At 69.2% G+C, this 22,080-nt stretch carries 22 protein-coding genes and 1 pseudogene; 17 read left to right on the top strand and 6 right to left on the bottom strand.

Features of this window, described 5'->3' with window-relative positions; translation table 11 throughout:
- The first annotated feature begins 8 nt into the window (after positions 1-8).
- A complete protein-coding gene (locus tag ABSY19_RS23165; protein ID WP_382156342.1) occupies positions 9-1,070 on the top strand; it encodes a sensor histidine kinase in 1,062 nt (353 codons plus the stop codon).
- The gene (locus ABSY19_RS23160) at positions 1,067-1,876 is read left to right on the top strand and encodes a LytR/AlgR family response regulator transcription factor (RefSeq protein WP_382156340.1); all 810 of its coding nucleotides are present in this window, start codon (positions 1,067-1,069) and stop codon (positions 1,874-1,876) included. Before ABSY19_RS23165 ends, ABSY19_RS23160 begins: the two co-directional genes overlap by 4 nt.
- A gap of 23 nt (positions 1,877-1,899) precedes the next feature.
- Here the strand turns inward: ABSY19_RS23160 and hutC are convergent, their stop codons facing one another.
- A complete protein-coding gene (gene hutC, locus ABSY19_RS23155) occupies positions 1,900-2,628 on the bottom strand; it encodes a histidine utilization repressor (protein WP_382156338.1) in 729 nt (242 codons plus the stop codon).
- Between the two features lie 143 nt (positions 2,629-2,771).
- On the opposite strand from hutC, the gene hutU reads away from it, so the two are divergent.
- From hutU to hutG, 4 genes are read left to right on the top strand one after another with little or no spacing between them, the layout of a single operon-like run.
- Complete coding sequence (hutU, locus tag ABSY19_RS23150) at positions 2,772-4,469, top strand: urocanate hydratase (RefSeq protein WP_382156336.1); 1,698 nt, start codon at positions 2,772-2,774, stop codon at positions 4,467-4,469.
- A 25-nt stretch (positions 4,470-4,494) separates the two neighbouring features.
- Complete coding sequence (gene hutH, locus ABSY19_RS23145) at positions 4,495-6,042, top strand: histidine ammonia-lyase (protein WP_382156334.1); 1,548 nt, start codon at positions 4,495-4,497, stop codon at positions 6,040-6,042.
- A 13-nt stretch (positions 6,043-6,055) separates the two neighbouring features.
- Positions 6,056-7,297 carry an imidazolonepropionase gene (hutI, locus tag ABSY19_RS23140; RefSeq protein ID WP_382156332.1) on the top strand — a complete coding sequence of 414 codons (1,242 nt, stop codon included), beginning with the start codon at positions 6,056-6,058 and terminating at the stop codon, positions 7,295-7,297.
- On the top strand, positions 7,275-8,213 hold the full coding sequence (gene hutG, locus ABSY19_RS23135; RefSeq protein WP_382156330.1) for a formimidoylglutamase: 939 nt from the start codon (positions 7,275-7,277) through the stop codon (positions 8,211-8,213). The genes hutI and hutG overlap by 23 nt, the downstream gene beginning before the upstream one ends.
- A 20-nt stretch (positions 8,214-8,233) precedes the next feature.
- Here the strand turns inward: hutG and ABSY19_RS23130 are convergent, their stop codons facing one another.
- Entirely contained in the window at positions 8,234-8,656 is a 423-nt protein-coding gene (locus tag ABSY19_RS23130; protein WP_382156328.1) for a hypothetical protein, read from the bottom strand.
- Positions 8,657-8,790: 134 nt separating this feature from the next.
- On the opposite strand from ABSY19_RS23130, the gene ABSY19_RS23125 reads away from it, so the two are divergent.
- Together ABSY19_RS23125 and ABSY19_RS23120 are read left to right on the top strand one after the other, a co-directional pair.
- Positions 8,791-9,408, top strand: a complete 618-nt coding sequence (locus ABSY19_RS23125; RefSeq protein WP_382156326.1) for a DUF924 family protein — start codon at positions 8,791-8,793, stop codon at positions 9,406-9,408.
- 109 nt (positions 9,409-9,517) lie between these two features.
- Positions 9,518-11,392 carry a choice-of-anchor I family protein gene (locus ABSY19_RS23120; RefSeq protein ID WP_382156323.1) on the top strand — a complete coding sequence of 625 codons (1,875 nt, stop codon included), beginning with the start codon at positions 9,518-9,520 and terminating at the stop codon, positions 11,390-11,392.
- A gap of 113 nt (positions 11,393-11,505) precedes the next feature.
- Here the strand turns inward: ABSY19_RS23120 and ABSY19_RS23115 are convergent, their stop codons facing one another.
- Entirely contained in the window at positions 11,506-12,783 is a 1,278-nt protein-coding gene (locus ABSY19_RS23115; RefSeq protein WP_382156321.1) for a DUF2157 domain-containing protein, read from the bottom strand.
- Between the two features lie 117 nt (positions 12,784-12,900).
- On the opposite strand from ABSY19_RS23115, the pseudogene ABSY19_RS23110 reads away from it, so the two are divergent.
- The 6 genes and pseudogenes from ABSY19_RS23110 to ABSY19_RS23085 all read left to right on the top strand — a co-directional run bounded on the left by ABSY19_RS23110 (position 12,901) and on the right by ABSY19_RS23085 (position 17,484).
- Positions 12,901-14,729 (top strand): annotated as a pseudogene (locus ABSY19_RS23110) (glutamine--tRNA ligase/YqeY domain fusion protein).
- Between the two features lie 24 nt (positions 14,730-14,753).
- The gene (locus ABSY19_RS23105) at positions 14,754-15,161 is read left to right on the top strand and encodes a phage holin family protein (RefSeq protein ID WP_382156319.1); all 408 of its coding nucleotides are present in this window, start codon (positions 14,754-14,756) and stop codon (positions 15,159-15,161) included.
- Between the two features lie 22 nt (positions 15,162-15,183).
- Entirely contained in the window at positions 15,184-15,678 is a 495-nt protein-coding gene (locus tag ABSY19_RS23100; protein WP_382156318.1) for a rod shape-determining protein, read from the top strand.
- Between the two features lie 157 nt (positions 15,679-15,835).
- Positions 15,836-16,765, top strand: coding sequence for a restriction endonuclease (locus ABSY19_RS23095; RefSeq protein ID WP_382156316.1), 930 nt, complete (start codon positions 15,836-15,838; stop codon positions 16,763-16,765).
- An 11-nt stretch (positions 16,766-16,776) separates the two neighbouring features.
- Entirely contained in the window at positions 16,777-17,142 is a 366-nt protein-coding gene (locus tag ABSY19_RS23090) for a hypothetical protein (RefSeq protein WP_382156314.1), read from the top strand.
- Between the two features lie 18 nt (positions 17,143-17,160).
- On the top strand, positions 17,161-17,484 hold the full coding sequence (locus ABSY19_RS23085; protein WP_382156312.1) for a hypothetical protein: 324 nt from the start codon (positions 17,161-17,163) through the stop codon (positions 17,482-17,484).
- Between the two features lie 10 nt (positions 17,485-17,494).
- Here ABSY19_RS23085 and pcp read toward each other — a convergent pair whose 3' ends face one another.
- On the bottom strand, positions 17,495-18,136 hold the full coding sequence (gene pcp, locus ABSY19_RS23080; protein WP_382156310.1) for a pyroglutamyl-peptidase I: 642 nt from the start codon (positions 18,134-18,136) through the stop codon (positions 17,495-17,497).
- A gap of 4 nt (positions 18,137-18,140) precedes the next feature.
- Positions 18,141-18,896 (bottom strand): tRNA-uridine aminocarboxypropyltransferase, encoded by a 756-nt coding sequence (locus ABSY19_RS23075; RefSeq protein ID WP_382156308.1) that lies wholly within the window; start codon positions 18,894-18,896, stop codon positions 18,141-18,143.
- Positions 18,897-19,050: 154 nt separating this feature from the next.
- Between ABSY19_RS23075 and ABSY19_RS23070 the strand changes: the two genes are divergently transcribed.
- Both ABSY19_RS23070 and ABSY19_RS23065 read left to right on the top strand, forming a co-directional pair.
- Positions 19,051-19,440 carry a hypothetical protein gene (locus ABSY19_RS23070; protein ID WP_382156306.1) on the top strand — a complete coding sequence of 130 codons (390 nt, stop codon included), beginning with the start codon at positions 19,051-19,053 and terminating at the stop codon, positions 19,438-19,440.
- Positions 19,441-19,536: 96 nt separating this feature from the next.
- Positions 19,537-20,757 (top strand): GGDEF domain-containing protein, encoded by a 1,221-nt coding sequence (locus ABSY19_RS23065; protein WP_382156304.1) that lies wholly within the window; start codon positions 19,537-19,539, stop codon positions 20,755-20,757.
- Between the two features lie 12 nt (positions 20,758-20,769).
- Here the strand turns inward: ABSY19_RS23065 and ABSY19_RS23060 are convergent, their stop codons facing one another.
- A complete protein-coding gene (locus ABSY19_RS23060) occupies positions 20,770-21,420 on the bottom strand; it encodes a hypothetical protein (RefSeq protein ID WP_382156302.1) in 651 nt (216 codons plus the stop codon).
- 45 nt (positions 21,421-21,465) lie between these two features.
- Between ABSY19_RS23060 and ABSY19_RS23055 the strand changes: the two genes are divergently transcribed.
- On the top strand, positions 21,466-22,080 hold the full coding sequence (locus ABSY19_RS23055; protein WP_382156300.1) for a DUF938 domain-containing protein: 615 nt from the start codon (positions 21,466-21,468) through the stop codon (positions 22,078-22,080).

Here is a 22,080-nt window from a genome sequence, read left to right as displayed (position 1 = left end):
CGGCGGGCATGCGGGATACTGCGGCCATGCCGCCGTTCAAGTTCAAGCCCGACATCGCCGCCCGCCGCGCCCTGGTGGTCGTGGTGGTCAACACCGTGATCGCGCTGATCATCACGGCGGTCAACGGTGACGCGTTCGCGGTCAACCTCGTGTACTCGCAGTGCATCGGCCTGGGCATCTGGGCGATGATCGACGGTGGCCGCCACGTGCTCAACCCCAGCGGCTGGCCCGGCGCCTGGCGCATGGCCTTGCTGGTGGTGGTCGCGGTGCTGACGTCCTATGGGGGCGGCAGCGTGGTGGCGAACCTGCTGCTGGGCCGCGATCTGTTCGCGAGCCTGAGCAACGTGCCCCGCGCCACGCTGGGCTTCGTGCTGATGTCGCTGGCCGCCGGGGGCTTTGGCGCCTACTACTTCACCAGCCGGGCCATGCTGGCCCATGCGCGCCTCGCGCAGGAAGAGGCCCAGCGCCAGGCCAGCGAGGCGCGCCTGAAGCTGCTCGAGTCGCAGCTCGAACCGCACATGCTGTTCAACACCCTGGCCAACCTGCGCGTGCTCATCGGCACCGACCCGGTGCGCGCCACGGCCATGCTGGACCGGCTCAACGACTTCCTGCGCGCCACGCTGACCGCTTCGCGCACCGAGGCCAGCGCCGGCCGCCACACGCTGGATCAGGAGTTCGCCCGGTTGCGCGACTACCTGGAGCTGATGGCGGTGCGCATGGGCCCGCGCCTGCGCTACACGCTGGACCTGCCCGACGAGCTCACCACCCAGCCGGTGCCGCCCTTGCTGCTGCAGCCGCTGGTGGAGAACTGCATCCGCCACGGCCTGGAGCCCAGCCTGCAGGGCGGCGAGGTCCGCGTCAGCGCGCGCCACGAAGGCAGCGACCTGGTGCTGGAGGTCAGCGACACGGGCGTGGGCAGCGAGCCCTCGCCCACACCCGGTTTCGGCCTTTCGCAGGTGCGCGAGCGGCTGGAGACGGCCTACCCGGGCCGTGCGCGCATGGACTGGCAAGGCCGGCCCGGCGGCGGCACGCGCGCCCTGCTCACACTGCCATGGACCCCATCCCCATGAACGCCACTGCCCTGCTGGCCGAAGACGAACCGCTGCTGGCCCAGGCCCTGCAGGCCGAACTCGCCCGGGCCTGGCCCGGCCTTCAGGTGCTGGCCACCGTGGGCGATGGCGACGCGGCCGTGGCGCACGCGCTGCGCCTGCAACCCGATGTGCTGTTCCTCGACATCCGCATGCCCGGCCAGACCGGCCTGCAGGCCGCTGCCGAGCTGGCGGACGAGTGGCCCGACGGCGTGCCGTTCCCCGCGCTGGTGTTCGTCACCGCCTACGACGCCTATGCGGTTCAAGCCTTCGAGGCGCAGGCGGTGGACTACGTGCTCAAGCCGGTGCAGCCCGATCGCCTGGCGCGCACGGTGCAGCGCGTGCAGCAGGTGCTGGCGCAAAGGCAGCCTGCCAGCGCTGGGGCCACGGCGTTCGACGAGGCCACGCTCGCGCGCCTGCGCGCCCTGCTCTCGGGCCATGCGCCGGCACCGTCGGCACCACCGCGGCTGCAGGTGATCCAGGCGGGCGTTGGCCAGGGCATCCGCATGGTGCCCATCGGGGAGGTGCTGGTGTTCGAGGCCGCCGACAAGTACGTGCGCGTGCTCACCGCGAAGGGCGAGGTGCTGATCCGCACGCCGCTCAAAGAACTGCTTCCGCAGCTGGACCCGGCGGTGTTCTGGCAGGTGCACCGCGGCACGGTGGTGCGCGCCGATGCCATCGACAGCGTGCAGCGCGACGAAGCGGGCAAGCACAGCCTGCGCCTGCGCGGCCGCCCCGAGCACTGGCCGGTGAGCCGGCTTTACGCGGCGCAGTTCAAGGCCATGTGAGACCGATCTGAGGCCGACGGCGTTCAGAAGCTGCCGGTGAACTGGTAACGCGATGCGGGGTGCCACATCGCGGCCACCGAGGCCACCTGCCCTTGCGACTGCGTCTGCCGGCGCAGCACCAGGCAGGGGTCGCCCGGCGCCATGTGCAGCATCTCGGCCACCTCGGGTGGCGGCGCGCTGGCTTCGATCACGAAATGCACGCCCTGCAGCGGCGCCACGCGCATCAGGTAGGCGTTGGGCGTCTGGCTGTTGAAGTCCTGCGCCATGTAGTCGGGCGCGACCCGGGGGTTGACCCAGCGGTCTTCGACCTGGATCGGTTCGCCGTTCTCGAAGTGCACCACCACCGAGTGGAACAGCGGCTGATCGGCCTTGAGCCCGAAGCGGCGCGCCAGCGCTTCGCCCGCCTTGGCGCGCTCGAGTTTGTGCAGTTCGCTGCGGTGGGCGTGGCCGCGCGCGGTGATCTCGTCGGCGATGTTGCGGATCGCCACCAGCGTCGCCTGGTACTTCTGCTGCGCCACGTAGGTGCCCGAGCCCTGCACGCGCTCGACGATCTGCTCGTCGCTCAGTTCGCGGATGGCGCGGTTCACCGTCATGCGCGAGACGCCGAACTCGCGCGCCAGCGCCTCTTCGGCCGGGATGGCGTCGCCCTCGCGCCAGACGCCGGCCTGGATCTGCGACAGCACGTGCTGCTTCACCCGCAGGTAGGCAGGGGTTCGTTCGGCGGCGGGCAAGGCGGGAGGAGCGGAGGTCATAGGGTTTCTACCAGGGCGTGAACCGCTGAAGTGGTCTTGACAGCATCGATTATCGGCAGATAAAGTTGTCTATACATATTCAAGATTATCCGGAGAATATGTACACCATAACCAGCCGCCACCCGCCTGAAGGAACCCGCCCCGTGACCACCACCGTCGACCCCCGTCTGGACCCCACCCGCGTGATCCGCGCCCCGCGCGGCAACACCTTGCATTGCAAGAACTGGGTGGCCGAAGCCGCCTACCGGATGATCCAGAACAACCTGGACCCCGAGGTGGCGGAGAACCCGCGGCACCTGGTGGTTTATGGCGGCATCGGCCGCGCCGCGCGCGACTGGGCCTGCTTCGACCAGATCCTGGCTTCGCTGAAAGACCTCGAAGAGGACGAGACCCTGCTCGTGCAATCGGGCAAGCCGGTGGGCGTGTTCAAGACGCACGTCAACGTGCCGCGCGTGCTGCTCGCCAACAGCAACCTGGTGCCCAAATGGGCCAACTGGGAACACTTCAACGAACTGGACCGCCAGGGCCTGTTCATGTACGGGCAGATGACGGCGGGCTCGTGGATCTACATCGGCAGCCAGGGCATCGTGCAGGGCACGTTCGAGACCTTCGTCGAGGCCGGCCGCCAGCACTACGGCAACGACCTGGCCGGCCGCTGGATCCTCACCGCCGGCCTGGGTGGCATGGGCGGCGCGCAGCCGCTGGCCGCCACGCTGGCCGGTGCCTGCTCGCTCAACATCGAGTGCCAGCAGAGCAGCATCGACTTCCGCCTGCGCACGCGCTACGTGGACAAGCAGGCCAGCGACATCGACGACGCGCTGGCGCTGATCCGCCACCACACGGCGCGCAAGGAAGCCGTCTCGATCGCGCTGCTGGGCAACGCGGCCGAGGTGCTGCCCGAACTGGTGAAACGCGCCCAGGCGGGCGGCCTGCGGCCCGACCTCGTGACCGACCAGACCTCGGCCCACGACCTGATCAACGGCTACCTGCCCGCGGGCTGGAGCGTGGCGCAGTGGAAGGCCGCGCAGCGCGATTCGGCCCAGCACGCGCAGCTGGTCGACGCCGCCGCGAAAAGCTGCGCGGTGCACGTGCAGGCCATGCTCGACTTCCACGCCATGGGCATCCCCACCGTGGATTACGGCAACAACATCCGCCAGGTGGCCTTCGACCAGGGCTTGAGCAACGCCTTCGACTTCCCCGGCTTCGTGCCGGCCTACATCCGCCCGCTGTTCTGCGAGGGCAAGGGCCCGTTCCGCTGGGTGGCGCTCTCGGGTGACCCGGAAGACATCCACAAGACCGACGCCAAGATCAAGGAGCTGTTCCCGCACAACCACCACACCCACCGCTGGCTGGACATGGCGCGCGAGCGCATCGCCTTCCAGGGGCTGCCGGCCCGCATCTGCTGGCTGGGCCTGGGCGAGCGCCACCTCGCGGGGCTGGCGTTCAACGAGATGGTGCGCACGGGCGAACTCAAGGCGCCGATCGTGATCGGCCGCGACCACCTGGACACCGGCTCGGTGGCCAGCCCCAACCGCGAGACCGAGGGCATGCGCGACGGCACGGACGCGGTGAGCGACTGGCCCTTGCTCAACGCCCTGCTCAACACCGCCGGTGGCGCGAGCTGGGTCAGCCTGCACCACGGCGGCGGCGTGGGCATGGGCTACTCGCAGCACGCCGGCATGGTGATCGTGGCCGACGGCAGCGACGCGGCCGCCGAGCGCCTGGCGCGCGTGCTGGTGAACGACTGCGGCTCGGGCGTGATGCGCCACGCCGATGCGGGCTACGAGCTGGCGATCGCCACTGCGAAGAAGCACGGCCTGAAACTCCCGATGGTGGCCTGAACGCAGGCGCGAGACACTCCCTCCCATGACCCTTCCCACCCTCACCCTCCAGCCCGGCCAGATGGCGCTGGGCGACCTGCGCGCCGTCTGGCAGCAGGCCATGCACGTGCAACTCGCGCCCGAGGCCCAGGCCGGCATCGCGGCCTCGGCCGCGGCGATCCACGCCATCGTTCAGAAAGGCGACGCGGCCTACGGCATCAACACCGGCTTCGGCAAACTCGCGCGCACGCGCATCCCGGACGAACAGCTCGAGACCCTGCAGCGCAACCTGATCCTGTCGCACTCGGTGGGCACCGGCGAGCCCATGAGCGACGCCACGGTGCGCCTGGTGATGCTCATGAAGGCCGCCAGCCTGGCGCGCGGCCACTCGGGCGTGCGGCCGGTGGTGATCGACACCCTGCTGGCCCTGCTGAACGCGGGCATCTCCCCGCTGATCCCGGTCAAGGGCTCGGTGGGCGCCTCGGGCGACCTCGCGCCGCTCTCGCACATGACGCTGGCGCTGATGGGCGAAGGCGATGTGTTCGTGCAAGGCCGGCGCGTGCCCGCCGCCGACGCGTTGAAGCATGCCGGCATCGCGCCCCTGGTGCTGGCCGCCAAGGAAGGCCTGGCCCTCATCAACGGCACCCAGGTGTCGACCGCGCTCGCGCTGCACGGCCTCTTCATGGCCGAGCGCCTGCTGGAGGCCGGCACCGTGATCGGGGCGCTGTGCGTGGACGCCGCCAAGGGCAGCGACGCGCCGTTCGACCCGCGCATTCACACGGCGCGCGGCCAGCCCGGCCAGATCGCCGTGGCCGCGGCCACGCGCGCGCTGCTGGCGGGCAGCCAGATCCGCCTCTCGCACCTGGACAACGACGAGCGCGTGCAGGACCCCTACAGCCTGCGCTGCCAGCCCCAGGTGATGGGCGCCTGCCGCGACCTGATTTCCAACGCCGCGCGCACGCTGCTGATCGAAGCCAACGCCGTGACCGACAACCCGCTGGTGTTCACCGACACCAACGAAGTCATCTCGGGCGGCAACTTCCACGCCGAGCCGGTGGCCTTCGCGGCCGACACGCTGGCGCTGGCCATCGCCGAGATCGGCGCCATTTCCGAGCGGCGCATCGCGCTGCTGATCGACAGCACGCTCTCGGGCCTGCCCCCCTTCCTGGTGGACAACCCGGGCCTGAACTCGGGCTTCATGATCGCGCACGTGACCGCCGCCGCGCTGGCCTCGGAAAACAAGTCGCACGCCCACCCGGCCAGCGTGGACAGCCTGCCCACCAGCGCCAACCAGGAAGACCATGTGAGCATGGCCACCTTCGCGGGGCGCCGGCTCGACGAGATGGCGCGCAACACCGCGACCATCCTCGGCATCGAGTGGCTGGCCGCGGCGCAGGGCGTGGACTTCCACCGCCCGCTGGCCACCAGCCCGCGCCTGGCGCGCACCCACGCCGCGCTGCGCGAGCGCGTGCCCTTCTACGCGCAGGACCGCCTGTTCGCGCCCGACATCGAGGCCGCGCTGCAGCTGGTGCTGCAAGGCGAGGCCGGCGCGGGGCAGCAGGACCTGTGCGCCGCCATCTGGGCGACCCCCTGAGGCCCGCGCCGCCATGAGCCGCCTCACCCTCTGGCGCAACGCCCGACTGGCCACGCTGACCCCGGCCCGGGGCGGCGACGGCTGGGGCCTGATCGATCGGGGCGCCCTGCTCACCGAGGGCGGCCGCATCGCCTGGGTGGGCGCGCTGGCCGACCTGCCCGCCCTCGCCCGCCCCGCCCAGGAGGTGGACCTGGGCGGCGCGCTCGTCACCCCCGGCCTGGTGGACTGCCACACCCACCTGGTCTACGGCGGGCAGCGCGCGACCGAGTTCGAACAGCGCCTGCAGGGCGTGAGCTACGAAGCCATCGCGCGCGCGGGTGGCGGCATCCGCTCCAGCGTGGCCGCGACGCGCGCCGCGAGCGAAGCGCAGCTGCTGGCCAGCGCCCGGCAGCGCGCACTGTGCCTCATGGCCGAGGGCGTGACCACGCTGGAGATCAAGTCCGGCTACGGCCTCTCGCTGGAGGCCGAGGTGCGCTGCCTGCGCGTGGCGCGCCGCCTGGGCACCACACTGCCGCTGACCGTGCGCACCACCTTCCTGGGCGCCCACGCCGTGCCACCGGAGTTCGAAGGCCGGCCGGACGGCTACATCGACGCTGTCTGCGCCTGGCTGCCCGAGCTGCACGCGCAGGGCCTGGTGGACGCGGTCGATGCCTTCTGCGAGCGCATCGGTTTTTCACCCGCGCAGACGCGGCGCGTCTTCGACACCGCGGTCGGCCTGGGCCTGCCGGTCAAGCTGCACGCCGAGCAGTTGTCCGACCAGGGCGGTGCCGCGCTCGCGGCCTCCTACCGGGCGCTCTCGTGCGACCACCTCGAACATCTGAGCGCCGAGGGCATCGCGGCCATGCGGGCGGCCGGCACCGTGGCCGTGCTGCTGCCGGGCGCGTACTACTTTCTCCGGGAGACGAAACTGCCGCCCATCGAGGCCCTGCGCGCGGCCGGCGTGCCGCTGGCCGTGTCCACCGACCACAACCCTGGCACCTCGCCGGGCCTTTCGCTGCTGCTCATGGCCAGCATGGCCTGCACCCTGTTCCGCCTCACGCCGCTGGAAGCGGTGCAGGGCATCACGGTGCAGGCCGCGCGCGCCCTCGGCCTGGCCGACCGGGGCCGGCTCGCCGCCACCCAGCGCGCCGACTTCGTGGCCTGGAACCTCGACCACCCGAACGAACTGGCCTACTGGTTTGGCCGCAACCCCTGCCACCGCGTGGTGGTGGGCGGACAGGAAAGGACACCCCATGGACATGGCACCCCCCTTTGAATGGAGCGGCCGCGTGGACGCCGAAGAGACCGGCGTCACCACCCGCTGGCACCAGCACGTGCGCGCGGCCGCCACCAGATCCACCGGTGGCGTCACGCTGATCGGCTTCGCGGTGGACGAGGGTGTGCGCCGAAACGGCGGCCGCCCCGGCGCCGCGCGCGGGCCCGTGTCGCTGCGCCACGCCCTGTGCAACCTGCCCGTGCTGGGCGAGCCCGCGGTGTGGGACGCCGGCGATGTGAGCTGTGGGAAGGGTGGGCTCGAGGACGCCCAGACCCGGCTGGCCGCGCGCGTGGCCCAGGCCATTCAACACAAGAGCCTGCCGCTGGTGCTGGGCGGCGGTCACGAAATGGCCTGGGGCACCTTCCAGGGCATCGTGAAGAAGCGCCCCGACACGAACCGCCTGCTGGTGGTCAACCTCGACGCCCATTTCGACCTGCGCACCGCGGCCCAGGCCAACTCGGGCACACCCTTCCGCCAGATGCACGACTGGTGCGTGCAACACCAGCAGGCCTTCAACTACCGGGCGCTGGGCATCAGCCGTTTCGCCAACACCCAGGCCCTGTTCGACCGGGCGCGGCAGATCGGCGCGCGCTACTGGCTGGACGAGCACCTGCAGGACGCCGGCGGCGTGCACGACGCGCAGCAGGCGCTGTCTCTCGACCTCGCGCAGTGCGATGCCGTGTACCTCACGGTGTGTCTGGATGTCTTGCCCGGGGCGCAGGCCCCGGGGGTGTCAGCGCCCGCGACGCTGGGCGTGCCGCTGGCCCATGTGGAGCGGCTGATCGATCAGGTGATGGCGTCCGGCCGCGTCGTTGCGGCCGACATCGCCGAACTCTGCCCGGTGCTCGACCGCGATTGCATCACCTCGCGCCTGGCGGCGCGGCTGGCCGCGCGCATCACCCGCGGCGCGGCCTGATCACCACGCACGCGCCTTGCTCAGCGGCGGCGACCGTCGTAGCGGCCGTCGTCACGATCGTGGCGATGGCCGTGTCGGCGGCCTTCCCACCGTGGTGCGGGGCCCCAGCCGGAGCGGTAGACGGGGCGCGGCGCGTAGTACACCGGCGGCGGCCCGTAGTAGATCGGGCGGGGAGCGTAGTAGATCGGACGGGGGGCGTAGTACACCGGCGGCGGCGCGTAATACACGGGGGGCGGTGCGTAGTAGACCGGCGGTGCGTTCGACACGCCCACGACCACGCCCGGGGTGTTCACACCAATGGACCAGTGCACGTCGCTGCGGGCGTGGGCCTGCGAGCCCATGGCCGACAAGGCCCAGGCACCAGCGGCCAGGGTGGCGAGGGTGAGGCCACGGGCCAGCGCCGAGGTGCGGCTCCAGGGGGTTTTCAAGGTCTGTGTGTTCATGTGGGGCTCCAATGCAGGGTGGTTTGCGCACCCCGTGACCGTATTACAGACAATTCCGCGCTAACCTGTTCCACATACTCGGTCAAAGTCGTTGCCAGACGTAACGCCTGCCCCATCTTTACATTGAAACCCCCATGAAAACCCTCATGCCACCCACCGCGCAGGACGTGCTCGACTTCTGGCTCGGGGACGGCCTGGAACGCGGCTGGTGTTCGGACAAGCGCGACGAGCTCTGGTTTGGCGGCAGCCCCGAGATCGACACGCGCATCCGCGAGCGTTTTGGCACGCTGGTGGCACAGGCGCTGGACGGCGGCCTGGGCGAGTGGGAGGCGCGCATCGACACGCGGCTGGCCCTGGTGCTGCTGCTCGACCAGTTCACCCGCAACGTGCACCGGGGCCAGGCGCGCGCGTTCGCGGGCGATGCGCGGGCCCAGCAGCTGTCGCTGCAGGCGCACGCCAGCGGCATGGACGCCGAACTCGCCACCGTGGGCCTGGTGTTCCTGAACATGCCGCTGATGCACGCGGAAGACGCCGCCCTGCAGGCCGAGAGCGTGCTGCGTTTCCAGCGCCTGCTCGACACCTGCGCGCCCGAGCTGCGCGACACCCTGGAGCGCAACCTCGAATTCGCGCGGCTGCACCGCGACATCGTGGACCGCTTCGGCCGCTTTCCATACCGCAACGCCGTGCTCGGGCGCACCAACACGCCCGCGGAAGAAGACTTCCTGAAAGACGGGCCGCGCTTCGGGCAGTGAGGCCGGCGCGCCCCAGGAAACGTCACCAAAAAGACACGGATAAGTCACGATCGCGTCACGGCCGGTTTCTACAACCGTGGTTTTCAACCACCACGTCGAGACCGCCCGAATGCGCCCCCTGCTGCCCAGCACCCCCACCACCCGCTTGTTCACCGCCTCGCTGCTCATGACCGCCGTGCTCGCCGCCTGCGGTGGCGGCAGCGATGCCCCGGCGCCCACCACGCCGACGCCCGAGGCCACGCCGGTGAGCCTGAAGCTGGAGAAGATCGGCGGCTACAGCACGGGCCAGTTCGGTGTGAGCGCGGCGGAGATTCCGGCCTTTGACGCCGCCAGCAAGCGCCTGTTCGTGGTCAACGCGCAGCTCGGCGCCGTGGACGTGCTCAACCTGGCCACCCCCGCCAACCCGGTGAAGATCGGCGTGATCGACGCCACCGCGGTGCTGGCCGGCGCCGAGATCAACAGCGTGGCGGTGCACAACGGCATCGTGGCCGTGGCCATCCAGGCCCCGGTGAAGACCGATACCGGCCGCATGGCGCTGTACCGCGCGAGCGACCTGAGCCTGATCAGCTCGGTCACCATCGGCGCCCTGCCCGACATGGTGACCTTCACGCCCGATGGCAACACCGTGCTGGTGGCCAACGAGGGCGAGCCCAGCGACGACTACCAGGTGGACCCCGAAGGCAGCGTGAGCGTCATCGACGTGCGCAACCCCGCCGCGCCGGTCGTGCGCACCGCGACCTTCACCGCGTTCAACGGCCAGGAAGCCACCCTGCGCGCCGCCGGCGTGCGCATCTACGGCCCGAACGCCACCGCCGCGAAGGACTTCGAGCCCGAGTACATCGCCGTCTCGGCCGACAGCAAGACCGCCTGGGTGACGCTGCAGGAGAACAACGCGATGGCCAAGGTGGACATCGCCACCGCCACCGTCACCGACGTGCTGCCGCTGGGCTACAAGGACCACGGCGTGGCCGGCAACGAACTCGACGCCTCGGACACCGACGGCGGGACCATCAACATCAAGACCTGGCCCGGCGTGCGCGGCATGTACCTGCCCGACGCCATGGCCTCGTACACCGTGGGCGGCGCGACCTACCTGGTCACCGCCAACGAAGGCGACGCGCGCGCCTGGGGCGAAGGCAACGCGGCGTACTGGGGCGGTGACGCCACCAAGGGATTCGTCGAGGAGTTCCGCGTCAAGCACCTGGTCAACAAGAACGGCTGGGCCGGCCGCGCGGGCGACGACCTGCCGCCGCAGCTCAACGCCATGGCCGCGGGCGGCCTGCTCGACCCCGCCACCTTCGGCTACTGCGGTGCCATTGCCGGCGACCCGATGGGCTGCCGCGCCGATGCCGCCCTGGGCCGCCTGAACATCAGCTGGACCATGGGCTACCGCACCAACCCCGATGGCTCGCCCATGATGTTCAGCGCCGCCGGCGTGGCCGACCCGCTGGGCAACCGCCTGATGTACGACCAGCTGTACAGCTACGGCGCGCGCTCCTTCAGCATCTGGAACGCCAACGGCGGCCTGGTGTGGGACTCGGGCGCGGAGATCGAGAAGTTCCTCGCCAGCAGCGACTGCAAGCTCGGCCGCGACCGCAGCATTTCCTGCGCGACGTACTTCAACTCCGGCCACGACGAAGGCAACGCGAAGGACAGCCGCAGCGACGCCAAGGGCCCGGAACCCGAGGGCATCGCGCTCGGCCAGATCGGCACCAAGACCTTCGCCTTCATCGGCCTGGAGCGCATGGGCGGCGTGCTGGTGTACGACATCACCAGCCCCACGGCACCCAAGCGCGTGGACTACCTCAACACCCGCGACGAGTGGGTCACCAACCCGCCGAGCCTGGCCACGGCGGGCGACCTGGGCCCCGAAGGCCTGGTGTTCATCCCCGCGGCCCGCTCGCCCAACGGCAAGCCGCTGCTGGTGGTGGGCAACGAAGTGAGCGGCACGACCGCCGTGATGCAGCTCAACCTGACGTATTGAAGGGCTCCCCCCGCGCGCCTTCGGCGCTCCCCCCTCTCTCGCCTTCGGCGGGAGGGGGGGCGACACCTGGGGCCGGCGGAGCCGGGCCCTCGGTGTCCCTGGATGCGGTCACTTCATTCGGGGCGCGCCAGTGGCTTCAGCGCTGCCGGCAGCCAGTCGGCCAGCCGGGCGTGGAGGCGGTCTTCGTTGCGCTGCCACCAGATGCCCAGCGCCACCACCCCCAGGCCCAGCAGGGTGAGCGCGAACGGGAACAGCAGGCTGTCCTCGAACACGCGGTAGGCCAGGTAGCCCAGGTAGCTGGCCACGCCGATGGCGCCCAGCACGGTGAACACGCGCCGCCCGATGGCCGCGCCGAGAAACACCAGAAACACGTTGATGAGCGCGTACAGGAACTTGTTGAGCTCGGAATCGCTGTCGCGCAGGCTGAGGCCGCCCCAGAACATGATCGCGCCGAACAGGTAGAGCCAGAAGGCGAAGTCCTGCCGGTCTTCGGCGTTGTCGGCGGTGCGCGTGCGCAGGTCCACCCACACCGCGATGGCGCAGGTGGCCAGGCCGAACACCAGCGACACGTCGCGCGTGAATGTCCAGTCGAAGCCGTCCTTCTGCATCAGCATGTGCGCCACGTCCATGCTGAGGTACCAGATCGTCACCGCCACGGGCATCACCATGAAGGGCAGCTTGTAGCGGTACAGCAGCACCACGGCGGCGGCCAGCGTGGCCAGTTCCAGCGTGAGCCAGCGCCAATCGATGTAGCGGTGGTAGTCGCGATAGCTGTCGGGCCCACCCTCGGGCCACAGGCCGATGCCCGACTGGAACGCCCACACCGCCAGCGGCACCAGGCACACGGCCAGCGTGGCCAGCACGCCGGCGGGCGTGCGCAGGCCCTTCTCCAGCAGGTTGCCCGCCACCAGCAGCGCGCCCGTGAGGTAACCCAGGGCCAGCACGCACACGCCCCAGGCGCCGAACAGCTCCCAGCCCAGGGTCATGAACAGCGTCATGGCGCCGATGGCCAGCATGCCGCCGAAGTAGTAGAGGGTATTGGTGAAGCTGAACGCCGGGCCCCGGTCCAACGCGGGGCGCGGGGCCTGGGCCGGCGGTGCCGCCCAGCCGGCGGCGAGGTCTTCCTGGGCGAGTTCGGCCGCCGTGGGCACCACGGAGGGGGACGGTGAGGCGCCTGCGGCCACCCGCAACGGGCTGCCCGGCGAGGCCCACGACGCCCAGAGCGCATGCGCCTCGGCCGGCTGGATGGCCCCACTCTCCACGGCGGCCTCCACGTCGCGCCAGCCCAGCTGCACGCGCACCGAGGGCAGGAACACGTCCTCCGTCTGCGTGATTTCCCACCGCGTCGGCTCGTCGGTGGGCATGGTGTCGGGGTTGTCGTTGTTGTTCATCTCGGGCTTCCTCTTCCTCGTCCGGGAACGGCCACGATACCGGAAAGCGCCACCCTGGAACCAAAGTAGCACTCGGCCCGGCGCGGTAGGCATCGGGCCGGATCAATAGAATGGCGCATGAGCTCCACCCACCCCAGCAACAAAACCAGCACCCCCGCCACCGAGGGCGAACACAAGGTCAGCAACTTCCTGCGCCAGATCATCGAGAACGATCTGGACAAAGGCACCTACCAGAGCCGCCGCTGGGCGGGCAGCCCCGGCGACGCCGCGCACCAGGCCCAGGGCCAGCCCGACCCGGCCAAGATCCGCACCCGCTTCCCCCCGAGCCCAACGGCTACCTGCACGTGGGCCACGCCAAGAGCATCTGCCTGAACTTCGGGCTGGCGCGCGACTATGGCGGCGTGTGCCACATGCGCTTTGACGACACCAACCCGGAGAAGGAAGACACCGAGTACGTCAACAGCATCATCGATGCCGTGAAATGGCTCGGCTTCAGCTGGGAGGCCCACGGCCGGCAGCACCTCTACCAGGCCAGCGACTACTTCGACTTCATGTACCGCGCGGCCGAGTACCTGGTGCAAGCCGGCCACGCCTACGTGGACGAGCAGACCACCGAACAGATGCGCCTGAACCGCGGCGACTTCGGCAAGCCCGGTGTGGACAGCCCCTTCCGCAGCCGCACGCCCGCAGAAAACCTCAAGCGCCTGCGCGAGATGCGCGACGGCCTGCACGAGGACGGCAGCATGGTGCTGCGCGCCAAGATCGACATGGCCAGCCCGAACATCAACCTGCGCGACCCGGCGATCTACCGCATCCGCCGCGCCACGCACCACAACACGGGCGACACCTGGTGCATCTACCCGATGTACACCTTCGCGCACCCCATCGAAGACGCGCTGGAGCAGATCACCCACAGCTTCTGCACGCTGGAGTTCGAAGACCAGCGCCCGTTCTACGACTGGCTGCTCGAGCGCCTGTGCGAAGGCGGCCTGCTGCAGACCCCGCCTCCGCGCCAATACGAGTTCGCGCGGCTCAACCTCACCTACGTGATCACCAGCAAGCGCAAGCTCGCGCAGCTGGTGTACGACCACAAGGTCAGCGGCTGGGACGACCCGCGCATGCCCACCATCGTCGGCCTGCGCCGGCGCGGCTACACGCCCGAGAGCATCCAGCTGTTCGCCGAACGCATCGGCGTGACCAAGAGCGATTCCTGGATCGACTACAGCACGCTCGAAGGCTGCCTGCGCGAAGACCTGGAGAACAAGGCCCACCGCGGCATGGCCGTGCTCGACCCGGTCAGGCTGGTGCTTACCAACTGGGCCGAGACCTTCGGCAGCGATGACTACACCGAAGACTGCACCCAGCCCGCCCTGCCCCACTCGGCCATCGCCGAAGGCCAGCCCGAACCCGCGCCGCGCGTGTTCAAGATCGGCAAAGCCGTGTGGATCGAGCGCGAGGACTTCGAGGAAGTGCCACCCAAGGGCTACAAGCGCCTGTTCCCCGGCAACGTGGTGCGCCTCAAGGGCGGCTACGTCATCGAATGCACCGGCTGCGCGAAAGACGCGGACGGCAAGGTCACCGAAGTGCACGCCAAGGTCATCCCCGGCACCAAGAGCGGCACCCCGGGCGCCGACAGCGTGAAGGCCAAGGCCGCCATCACCTGGGTGAGCGTGGCCGACGGCGTGCAGGCCGAAGTGCGGCTCTACGACCGCCTCTTCCTCGATGCGCAGCCCGACGCCGGTGGCAAGGACTTCATCGAAGCCCTGAACCCGAACAGCCTGAAGGTGGTGACCGCCTACGTGGAGCCTTCACTGGCCCAGGCGAAGCCGGACGACAAGTTCCAGTTCGAACGACACGGCTACTTCGTGGCCGACCGCCAGGACCACGTGGCGGGCAAGCCGGTGTTCAACCGGGCGACGGGGTTGAAAGACTCCTGGGGCAAATAAACACATCCAAGGGAACATCCCACCATGCTCACCAACCTCACGCCGTTCCTGCTGCACTGGGCCATCACGGGGTTCGCGCTCTGGGTGGCGAGCCATGTGTTCAAGGGCATCCAGTTCAGCAGCACGTCATCGCTGGTGGTGTCGGCGCTGCTGCTGGGCCTGGCCAACGCGATCGTGCGGCCGCTACTGGTGTTCCTCACCCTGCCCCTCACCGTGCTCACCTTTGGCCTGTTCCTGCTGGTCATCAACGCGCTGATGCTGTTGCTGGTGGCGAAGCTGGTGGAAGGTTTCAAGATCAGCGGCTTCTGGACCGCGTTCTGGGCCAGCCTGTTCATGTCGCTGCTGAGCGTGGTGCTCGGCGCCTTCGTGCTGGGCGGCTCGCCGGAGTACACCATCGAGACCAGCCCGGGGCCGGGATCGGTCTGGCTTTGAGTCGCGTTGCAAAGAAGACACCTTGCTTTCCTTCCTCAAACCCACGGTCTACATCCAGATCTCCGCTGAACGGGTCACGGTAAAGAACGTGAAGTCAGGCGCCTCCCTGTCGGAAGTGCCTGAAATCGCCTTTACCACCGGCGGCAAGACGACGGTGCTGGGCATCGGCAACCAGGCCAGACAGGCGGCCGTGGCGCAATCCGCCCACGCCCAGGTGCTCAACCCCTTTGCGCATCCGCGGACCTTGGTGTCCGACTTCACCACGGCACAAGCCTTGCTCAAGGCGATGGTCCGCCAGGTGCTCGGACAGTCCCTCCTGGCCTTGTCCCCGTCGGTGGTGATTCACCCCTTGGGTTCTCCAGCGGGCGGTTTCACCGAAGTGGAAAACCGCGCATTCCGGGAGATGGCCCTGGGTGCGGGAGCGTCTCAGGCCTGGGTATGGAACGGCCGGCCACTCACCGACCAGGAGGTGTTGTCGCAATCGTTTCCGCTGGCCGAGGGCAGGCTGGCGGGGTAGGTTTTCTTCCCCTGGCAGGCAACGCCCCGACCGCCAGTCGGCCCGGCGTGATCGTTCGCCGGTTGTCCCACGCTTCCAATCGCATTTGCGCCTCCCCGATCTGCTGGTCTGCGGCATCATGCCTGCGCCAACATCAAAACGAAGGGGAGTTCCGCCAATGGCCAAGCCGCCGCATCGCCGATCGCGTCAACGAAACAGCCGGCCCTTTCTTGAGAAGGGTTTGACCGCCTTGGTGGTGGGCGCCGGCTTTTTTCTGGCGTTCCTGATGCTGTCCGGGCACCCGCTGCTCCGCGCGGTGGGCGTCGCGCTGCTCACGCCGGCATGGCTGGCCACAGGCGTTGGCGTGCTGCTGCTGGGCATCCACTATGTGCTTCAGGAAAAAGCGGGGGACGCCAAGCAGCCGCTGCCCAAAGTATCGCCACCACCATTGCGTGTCGCAGCGATCACCCCGGCTCCCACCAGGCAGGAGCAAGCAATCCGACCCGTTGCCCACGCGGCAACGGAGAGTCAGGCGATCGCCCCTGTTCCCACAGCCTGGAGTGCTGCCGTTTTCAAGGCCATCGAATGGCGGCGCTTCGAAGCGGTCTGCGAAGCGCTGTTCGCGCAAGCCGGGTTTGAGGCGCGCACGCAGTCGCATGGACCCGACGGCGGCGTGGACGTGTGGCTGCATTCAAAGCACGCGCATGGGCCCGTGTCGGTGGTGCAATGCAAGCATTGGCTGTCCAAGCCGGTGGGCGTCAAGGACGTGCGCGAGTTCTTCGGTGTGATGGCATCGCACCAGCTGAAACGCGGCACCTACGCGACCACCTCGACATTCACGCCCGACGCATTGACGTTCGCCAGGAGCAACGGCATTCACGCGCTGGACGGTGTCGGTCTGCTCAAGCTGATTGCCACGCGCACATCCGAGCAGCAGCAAGCCTTGCTGGCCGTGGCTTTTGAGGGCGACTACGCGCGGCCGACCTGCGCCAGCTGTGGCACCAAGATGGTGGAGCGCCAGTCCCGCAAGGACAGCTCCATGTTCTGGGGATGTGCGAACCACCCCCGATGCAGGAAGACCCTGACAATGGCACGGCAGGCCGCGTAAACAACAGCCCCATGCACCAGCACATCTGCCCTCACTGCCGCAACGCCTCGGTGCCCAATCTGGCCGTTCGTTGGTCCAGCAGAGAAAGCCCCGCCGAGTGCACGGCATGCGGCCAGCTGTCTCATGTCGTCAGCAGCACGTCCAGCGGCATCTGGGTGTTCGGTGTGCTTTTGGTGGTTGCTTCAGGGATTGCCGCGTTGGTGACGCAATCCCTTTGGGTGGGCCTTGCGGGTTTGGCGCTGATGGTTGCCTGCAACGTATGCGCATGGCAGCGCACAGAGCTGTGGCCGATCAGCAAGACCGATGCCCGGACGGCCAACAAGGTGGGTTGGTGGGCGGCCATCGGGGCCTGGGTCGTGGCGCTTTTCGTGAACTGATCGCTGGCGTCTGCACCCATGGCCAGCCCCCACCACCACGTCTACGTGATCGAACTCTCCAGGGACGTGCTGAACGAAAGCAAATTCCGCAAGAACAACCCGGACTACATCGACGGCAAACCCTGCGTCTACGTCGGCATGACCGGCCTCGACCCGGACGTGCGCTTCGACAAGCACAAGGCCGGCATCCAGGCCAATGCCTACGTGTTCAAGTACGGTCTGCGCCTGCTGCCCGACCTCTACGAGGCCTTCAACCCCATGCGGTACGAAGCCGCCGTGGAGAAGGAAATCGAGATCGGCATCGACCTGCGTTCGGCCGGTTTCGGCGTCTGGCAGGCCTGAGTCGGCCGGCTCAGTGGGTGGCGCCGGCGCCCAGCGAGTGGTCCTTGTCCACCTGCAGCGCGCTGCGCACGGCCACCCGCAGCCCGCGCACGATGTCGTCGAGCGCCATGTTCGGCACCCCCTGTTCCGGCAGCCACGGCACGTGCACGAAACCACCGCGCGTGTGCGCCAGTTCTGGCACCGTGGACAGGGTGCGCATCAGGCCGTAGAACACGTGGTTGCAGACAAAGGTGCCGGCGGTCTGCGACACCTCGGCGCCCACGCCTTCTTCGTGCAGCGCGGCGAGCATGGCCTTGATGGGCAGGCCGGTGAAGTAGGCCACGGGCGCGTCCCGGACCACCGGCGTGTCCACGGGCCTCGCGCCCGCGTTATCGGCCAGGGGCGCGTCGTTCACGTTGATGGCCACGCGCTCCAGCGACAACACCTTGCGCCCACCGGCCTGCCCCACACAGATGACGAGGGCAGGCTGATGCTGCCGCAGCAGCGCGTCCAGCTCGCACAGCGAGGCGTCGAACACGGTGGGCAACTGCGCCGCCACCACGGTGTGGCCGAGCACTTTGCGACCGTGCAGCGCCTGCACGGCCAGCCAGCTGGGGTTGAGCGATTGACCGCCGAAGGCGTCGAAACCGGTGAGCAAGACCTTTTTCTGCATCGCGTCAATCTACCGCACGCAGAGCCTGCAGCCGCCCGTGGGCCTCGGAGGCGATGTCCAGCGGCGTGCTGCGCTTGATGCTGAGGTAGTGCGCGGTGAACACGTCCAGCCACGCGGCCAGCGTCTGCGCCGCATGGCTTTCACCGGCCAGGTCCAGGCAGAGCGCCGCCACTTCGGATGTGCAGAAGTGGCTCTCGCGGAACGACCGCCTTAGGCGGTAGTTGGAAACCACCTGTTCGGGGTGCAGGCTGAGCACGGGCAGGTGGTCCAGATAGGGGCTCTTGCGGAACATCTTGCGCGCTTCGGACCAGGTGCCGTCGAGCAACACGAACAGGGGTTTCCTGGCGCTTCCGTGTGCGGGCTCCGCGTGCTGCAGTTCGGTCACCACGCGCTCGGGCGGCACGAACTCGCCGGGAAACACGAGGTAAGGCTGCCATTGCGGGTCAGCCAGCAGGGCGGGCAGGCCGGGGTCCACTTCGGTGCGGGACCATTTGAAGGCCCAGGTGTCGGCCACCACGTCGGCCACCAGCCAGCCGGTGTTGCTGGGCTTGAGCGCTTCGATGTCGCCCATGATGAGGCAGACGCCGGCGCGCGTGGGCGTCCGCGGGCGCCAGGCGCACAGGCAATGGCTGGCGGTCAGCCGGCAACCGGCGCAGCGCCCCAGGCCCGAGCCGCGGGCCACAAAAGGTTTGGCGCTGGCGGCCAGGCGGGCGGTGCGCAGGCGCGAGACGGCATGCCCGGAGGCGGAAACAGAATGCATGCAAGGAATGTAGGCGCAAGTGCCCAGGCAGGGATTTTTCTTACACCCGCGGTCGCCAGATGTAACGCCTTTCGCGGTCAGCCGGCCATGGCTCCGTTGGTCGCCCTGCGGCGCGGCCTGAACGGCGTTTGGCACATGATGGCGGGGATTTCTCATGACCAAGACCACCAGCTCCAAGACCAAGTCCGGGCGGCGCAAAGCCCATCGGCGCAGAACCCAACCCCTGCTTTTCAACGGCCTCGGCGCGCTGTTGGCAGGCATCTTCCTGTGGATGGTGTCCTTGGCGATGGCGACCGAGGCTTCGCTCAAGTCCGCCGCCAAGGCTTTGCTTGCACCGGCCTGGATGGCGCTGGGCCTGGGCGTGGGGCTGCTGGTGCTGCACGTGATGTCCAAACGCCGCGCGCAGGCCGAAGCGGCCATGCTGCTGCGCCAGCACTCGACCTTCCTCGAACCGATGCCGCGGCTCAAGCCCCGCCCCAGCAAGCCCAGGCACAAGGAGCCCTTTCAGGGACAGCAGCAGCGCACATCGGCCACGGGCCGGTAGCGCTTGCGCTGTTGGATCCGCACGCAATGCGAAAGGGCGTGACAAACTTGACGGGATAGGACCTCGCCCCCCCGGTCGACTCCCGATAATCCTCGCATGCCCATTGCCGAAATCGCTGTCTGGTCCGCCATGCTGGGTGGCTTGTGCACCCTTGCGGCACTGGCACTGGCCGACCTGTTCCAGGGCCACAGCATCGGCTCTCTTCGCAACCTGCTGTTCGTGTCGATTACCGGCGCCAGCTGCGTGGTGATGACGGGTTTGCCCGAGGTCTTCTTTCCCGATCTGCCCGAGCGGCTGATGATGGTGCTCAAGGCCGGCCTGGGCCCGGCGGCCGGGGCCATGGGCCTGTACTACGTGGGCACGTGGCTGGGCGGCGCCCGCGAGGACGGGCGGGTGCACCGGCTCACGGCGGTGGGCGGTGCGCTGCTGGTGTCTGCCACGGTCATCCTGGTGGTGCTGGCCAGCCAGATCGAACCCGACAATTTCCGCGAATTGCTGGTGGCCACCGCGGTGGTGAACATGGTGCCTGTGTTGCTCGCGCTGGCGGCCGCGTTGCGCGCCGCCCGGCTGGGCGACCCGCTCGCGCGCTGGATGGTGGTGGCCATCGGCTGCCTGGCCGTCACGACGATCGGCCATTACCTGCGCGGCCTCGACGTGCCGGGGCTGGGCGTGGGCGCCTGGCTGTTCACGGCGGTGATCACGCTGGTGTTTTTCCTCATGGCCTCGGTGCTGGGCCTGCTGCGCAACCGGCACAACCGCGAGATCGCGCGCCTCTCGCGCCTGTCGAACAGCACGGACCCGGCCACCGGCCTGTCCACGGGTTCGGCGCTCATCGCCGACGTGGAGCACGCCCTCTGGCGCGCCGCCCGCCTGGACTGCGAGGCGGCCGTGTTGTGCCTGTACGTGAGCAACCTGTACGAACTGGCCGATTCGGCCGGGCCCAGCGCGGAGCATCAGATCCTGTCCACCGTGGCGGCGCGCATCCGCCGCGCGGCGGGCTTTCGTTGCGTGGTGGGGCTGTACCACCCCCGGTGCTTCGTGGTGGTGCTCACCATGGACCCGCACCAGCCCCCCGTGCGCGCCACGGCCGCGCGCATGGCCTTGACGGTGTCCAACCCCTTGACGGTGTTCGACGAGCAGCGCAAGCGCCAGCCGTTCCGCCCGCGCATCGGCCTGGGCGTGGTCACGGTGGATCCCGCCAGCGCCACGCCCACCGACGTGATCAACGAAGCCGAGCGCCAGGCCCTGGCCATGGCCAGCACGGCACCCCGCGACGGCGAACAAGGGGTGGAGACCGAGCCCGCGCGCCTGCGCTGAAGCCTCGCGCCCTCAGCGCATCAGGCCCCCGCAGAGTTCGCGTTCCAGCCCCGTCGCATCGGCCTTCCAGCGCTCCACGAGGCGATCGCCGATGGGCATATCGGGCCCATGGCGCATGAGGCGAGAGACCTGTCCCGGTGAGCCGGGCGGAGCTTCATCCACCACCTGGAACCCATAGCGCACCCCACGCGAGGTGTAGCGCGTGCCGGTGCTCAGCACCACCTCCTCCGCATAGGTGCGGCCTTCCAGGCGCAGGTGGCCCAGGTACACCGTGGTGCCAGGCGATCGCGGCACGCAGAGCACCACGCGGGGCCAGCTGATGCGCGTGTCGTCGGTGAAGACGCCCACGCCGATGCTGGAAATCACGTAGGCGCCCGGGGCCAGTTGCCAACGAAAACCGCCATCCGCAGCGGCCACCGCGCCGAAGACGTGGGGGTCGCCGGTGGTGAGGTTCAGCGCCATCATCGGTGGCGCCGGCCAGGCGGGCCGAAAGGCGCCGTAGGGTGTCTTGATCTGGCCATCGATCACGTAGTTGACGCGGCCGGTGACCACGGTAAGGGCCTCGCTGGACACCTGGTGGGCCGGTGCCTGCGCCACCGGTTGGAGCGCGCAACCGTGCAGGAAGGCCGCCGCCAGGGCGATCGCGGGTGTCGATGGCTTCATGGCGGCGGATTCTCGCACCGCCGTCCGTGCCGGACAATGCCCCCAATGAACGCCAACATCCTGCGCCTGAGCCCCGCCGCCGAACGCAACAAACGGCCCATTCTGGACGTGCTCCGCCAGGTGCTGCCCGAGCAAAGCCGTGTGCTGGAGATCGCCTCAGGCACCGGCCAGCACGCCGCCTGGTTCGCCGCCGCCATGCCGGGCTGGCGCTGGCAGCCCACGGACTTCCAGGCCGACGCCCTGCCCTCCATCCGCGCCTGGGCGGCCGACACCACCGCAGGCCATGTGCTCGCGCCGCTGCAGCTGGACGTGCTCGCGCCCCACTGGCCGGTGGGTCCGGAACCCTTTGACGGCATCTTCTGCGCCAACATGCTGCACATCGCGCCCTGGGCCACTTGCGCGGCGCTGATGCAGGGCGCGGCCCGGCACCTCACGCCGCTGGGCGCGCTCATCACCTACGGCCCCTACCTGGAAGACGGTGTGCCCACCTCGCCCGGCAACCTGGCGTTCGACGAGAGCCTGCGGCGCGAGAACGCGTCCTGGGGCATCCGCCGGCGGGAAGCCGTGGAAGGTGAAGCCCGGCGCGCCGGCCTGATGCTGAGCGAACGGCATGCCCTGCCGGCCAACAACCTGCTGCTGGTCTGGCGCCGGGAACCCTGA

The organism is Hydrogenophaga sp. ANAO-22 (genome assembly GCF_042466645.1).
Classification (GTDB): domain Bacteria; phylum Pseudomonadota; class Gammaproteobacteria; order Burkholderiales; family Burkholderiaceae_C; genus Hydrogenophaga.
This window is presented reverse-complemented; position numbering and strand designations above follow the sequence as displayed.

Excerpts from the sequence above, each read along its gene's own strand:
- ABSY19_RS23165 (WP_382156342.1), top strand. The coding sequence starts at position 9 with ATGCGGGATACTGCGGCCATGCCGCCGTTCAAGTTCAAGCCCGACATC.
- ABSY19_RS23160 (WP_382156340.1), top strand. The coding sequence starts at position 1,067 with ATGAACGCCACTGCCCTGCTGGCCGAAGACGAACCGCTGCTGGCCCAG.
- hutC (WP_382156338.1), bottom strand. The coding sequence starts at position 2,628 with ATGACCTCCGCTCCTCCCGCCTTGCCCGCCGCCGAACGAACCCCTGCC.
- hutH (WP_382156334.1), top strand. The coding sequence starts at position 4,495 with ATGACCCTTCCCACCCTCACCCTCCAGCCCGGCCAGATGGCGCTGGGC.
- hutI (WP_382156332.1), top strand. The coding sequence starts at position 6,056 with ATGAGCCGCCTCACCCTCTGGCGCAACGCCCGACTGGCCACGCTGACC.
- hutG (WP_382156330.1), top strand. The coding sequence starts at position 7,275 with ATGGACATGGCACCCCCCTTTGAATGGAGCGGCCGCGTGGACGCCGAA.
- ABSY19_RS23130 (WP_382156328.1), bottom strand. The coding sequence starts at position 8,656 with ATGAACACACAGACCTTGAAAACCCCCTGGAGCCGCACCTCGGCGCTG.
- ABSY19_RS23125 (WP_382156326.1), top strand. The coding sequence starts at position 8,791 with ATGAAAACCCTCATGCCACCCACCGCGCAGGACGTGCTCGACTTCTGG.
- ABSY19_RS23120 (WP_382156323.1), top strand. The coding sequence starts at position 9,518 with ATGCGCCCCCTGCTGCCCAGCACCCCCACCACCCGCTTGTTCACCGCC.
- ABSY19_RS23115 (WP_382156321.1), bottom strand. The coding sequence starts at position 12,783 with ATGAACAACAACGACAACCCCGACACCATGCCCACCGACGAGCCGACG.
- ABSY19_RS23105 (WP_382156319.1), top strand. The coding sequence starts at position 14,754 with ATGCTCACCAACCTCACGCCGTTCCTGCTGCACTGGGCCATCACGGGG.
- ABSY19_RS23095 (WP_382156316.1), top strand. The coding sequence starts at position 15,836 with ATGGCCAAGCCGCCGCATCGCCGATCGCGTCAACGAAACAGCCGGCCC.
- ABSY19_RS23090 (WP_382156314.1), top strand. The coding sequence starts at position 16,777 with ATGCACCAGCACATCTGCCCTCACTGCCGCAACGCCTCGGTGCCCAAT.
- ABSY19_RS23085 (WP_382156312.1), top strand. The coding sequence starts at position 17,161 with ATGGCCAGCCCCCACCACCACGTCTACGTGATCGAACTCTCCAGGGAC.
- pcp (WP_382156310.1), bottom strand. The coding sequence starts at position 18,136 with ATGCAGAAAAAGGTCTTGCTCACCGGTTTCGACGCCTTCGGCGGTCAA.
- ABSY19_RS23075 (WP_382156308.1), bottom strand. The coding sequence starts at position 18,896 with ATGCATTCTGTTTCCGCCTCCGGGCATGCCGTCTCGCGCCTGCGCACC.
- ABSY19_RS23070 (WP_382156306.1), top strand. The coding sequence starts at position 19,051 with ATGACCAAGACCACCAGCTCCAAGACCAAGTCCGGGCGGCGCAAAGCC.
- ABSY19_RS23065 (WP_382156304.1), top strand. The coding sequence starts at position 19,537 with ATGCCCATTGCCGAAATCGCTGTCTGGTCCGCCATGCTGGGTGGCTTG.
- ABSY19_RS23060 (WP_382156302.1), bottom strand. The coding sequence starts at position 21,420 with ATGAAGCCATCGACACCCGCGATCGCCCTGGCGGCGGCCTTCCTGCAC.
- ABSY19_RS23055 (WP_382156300.1), top strand. The coding sequence starts at position 21,466 with ATGAACGCCAACATCCTGCGCCTGAGCCCCGCCGCCGAACGCAACAAA.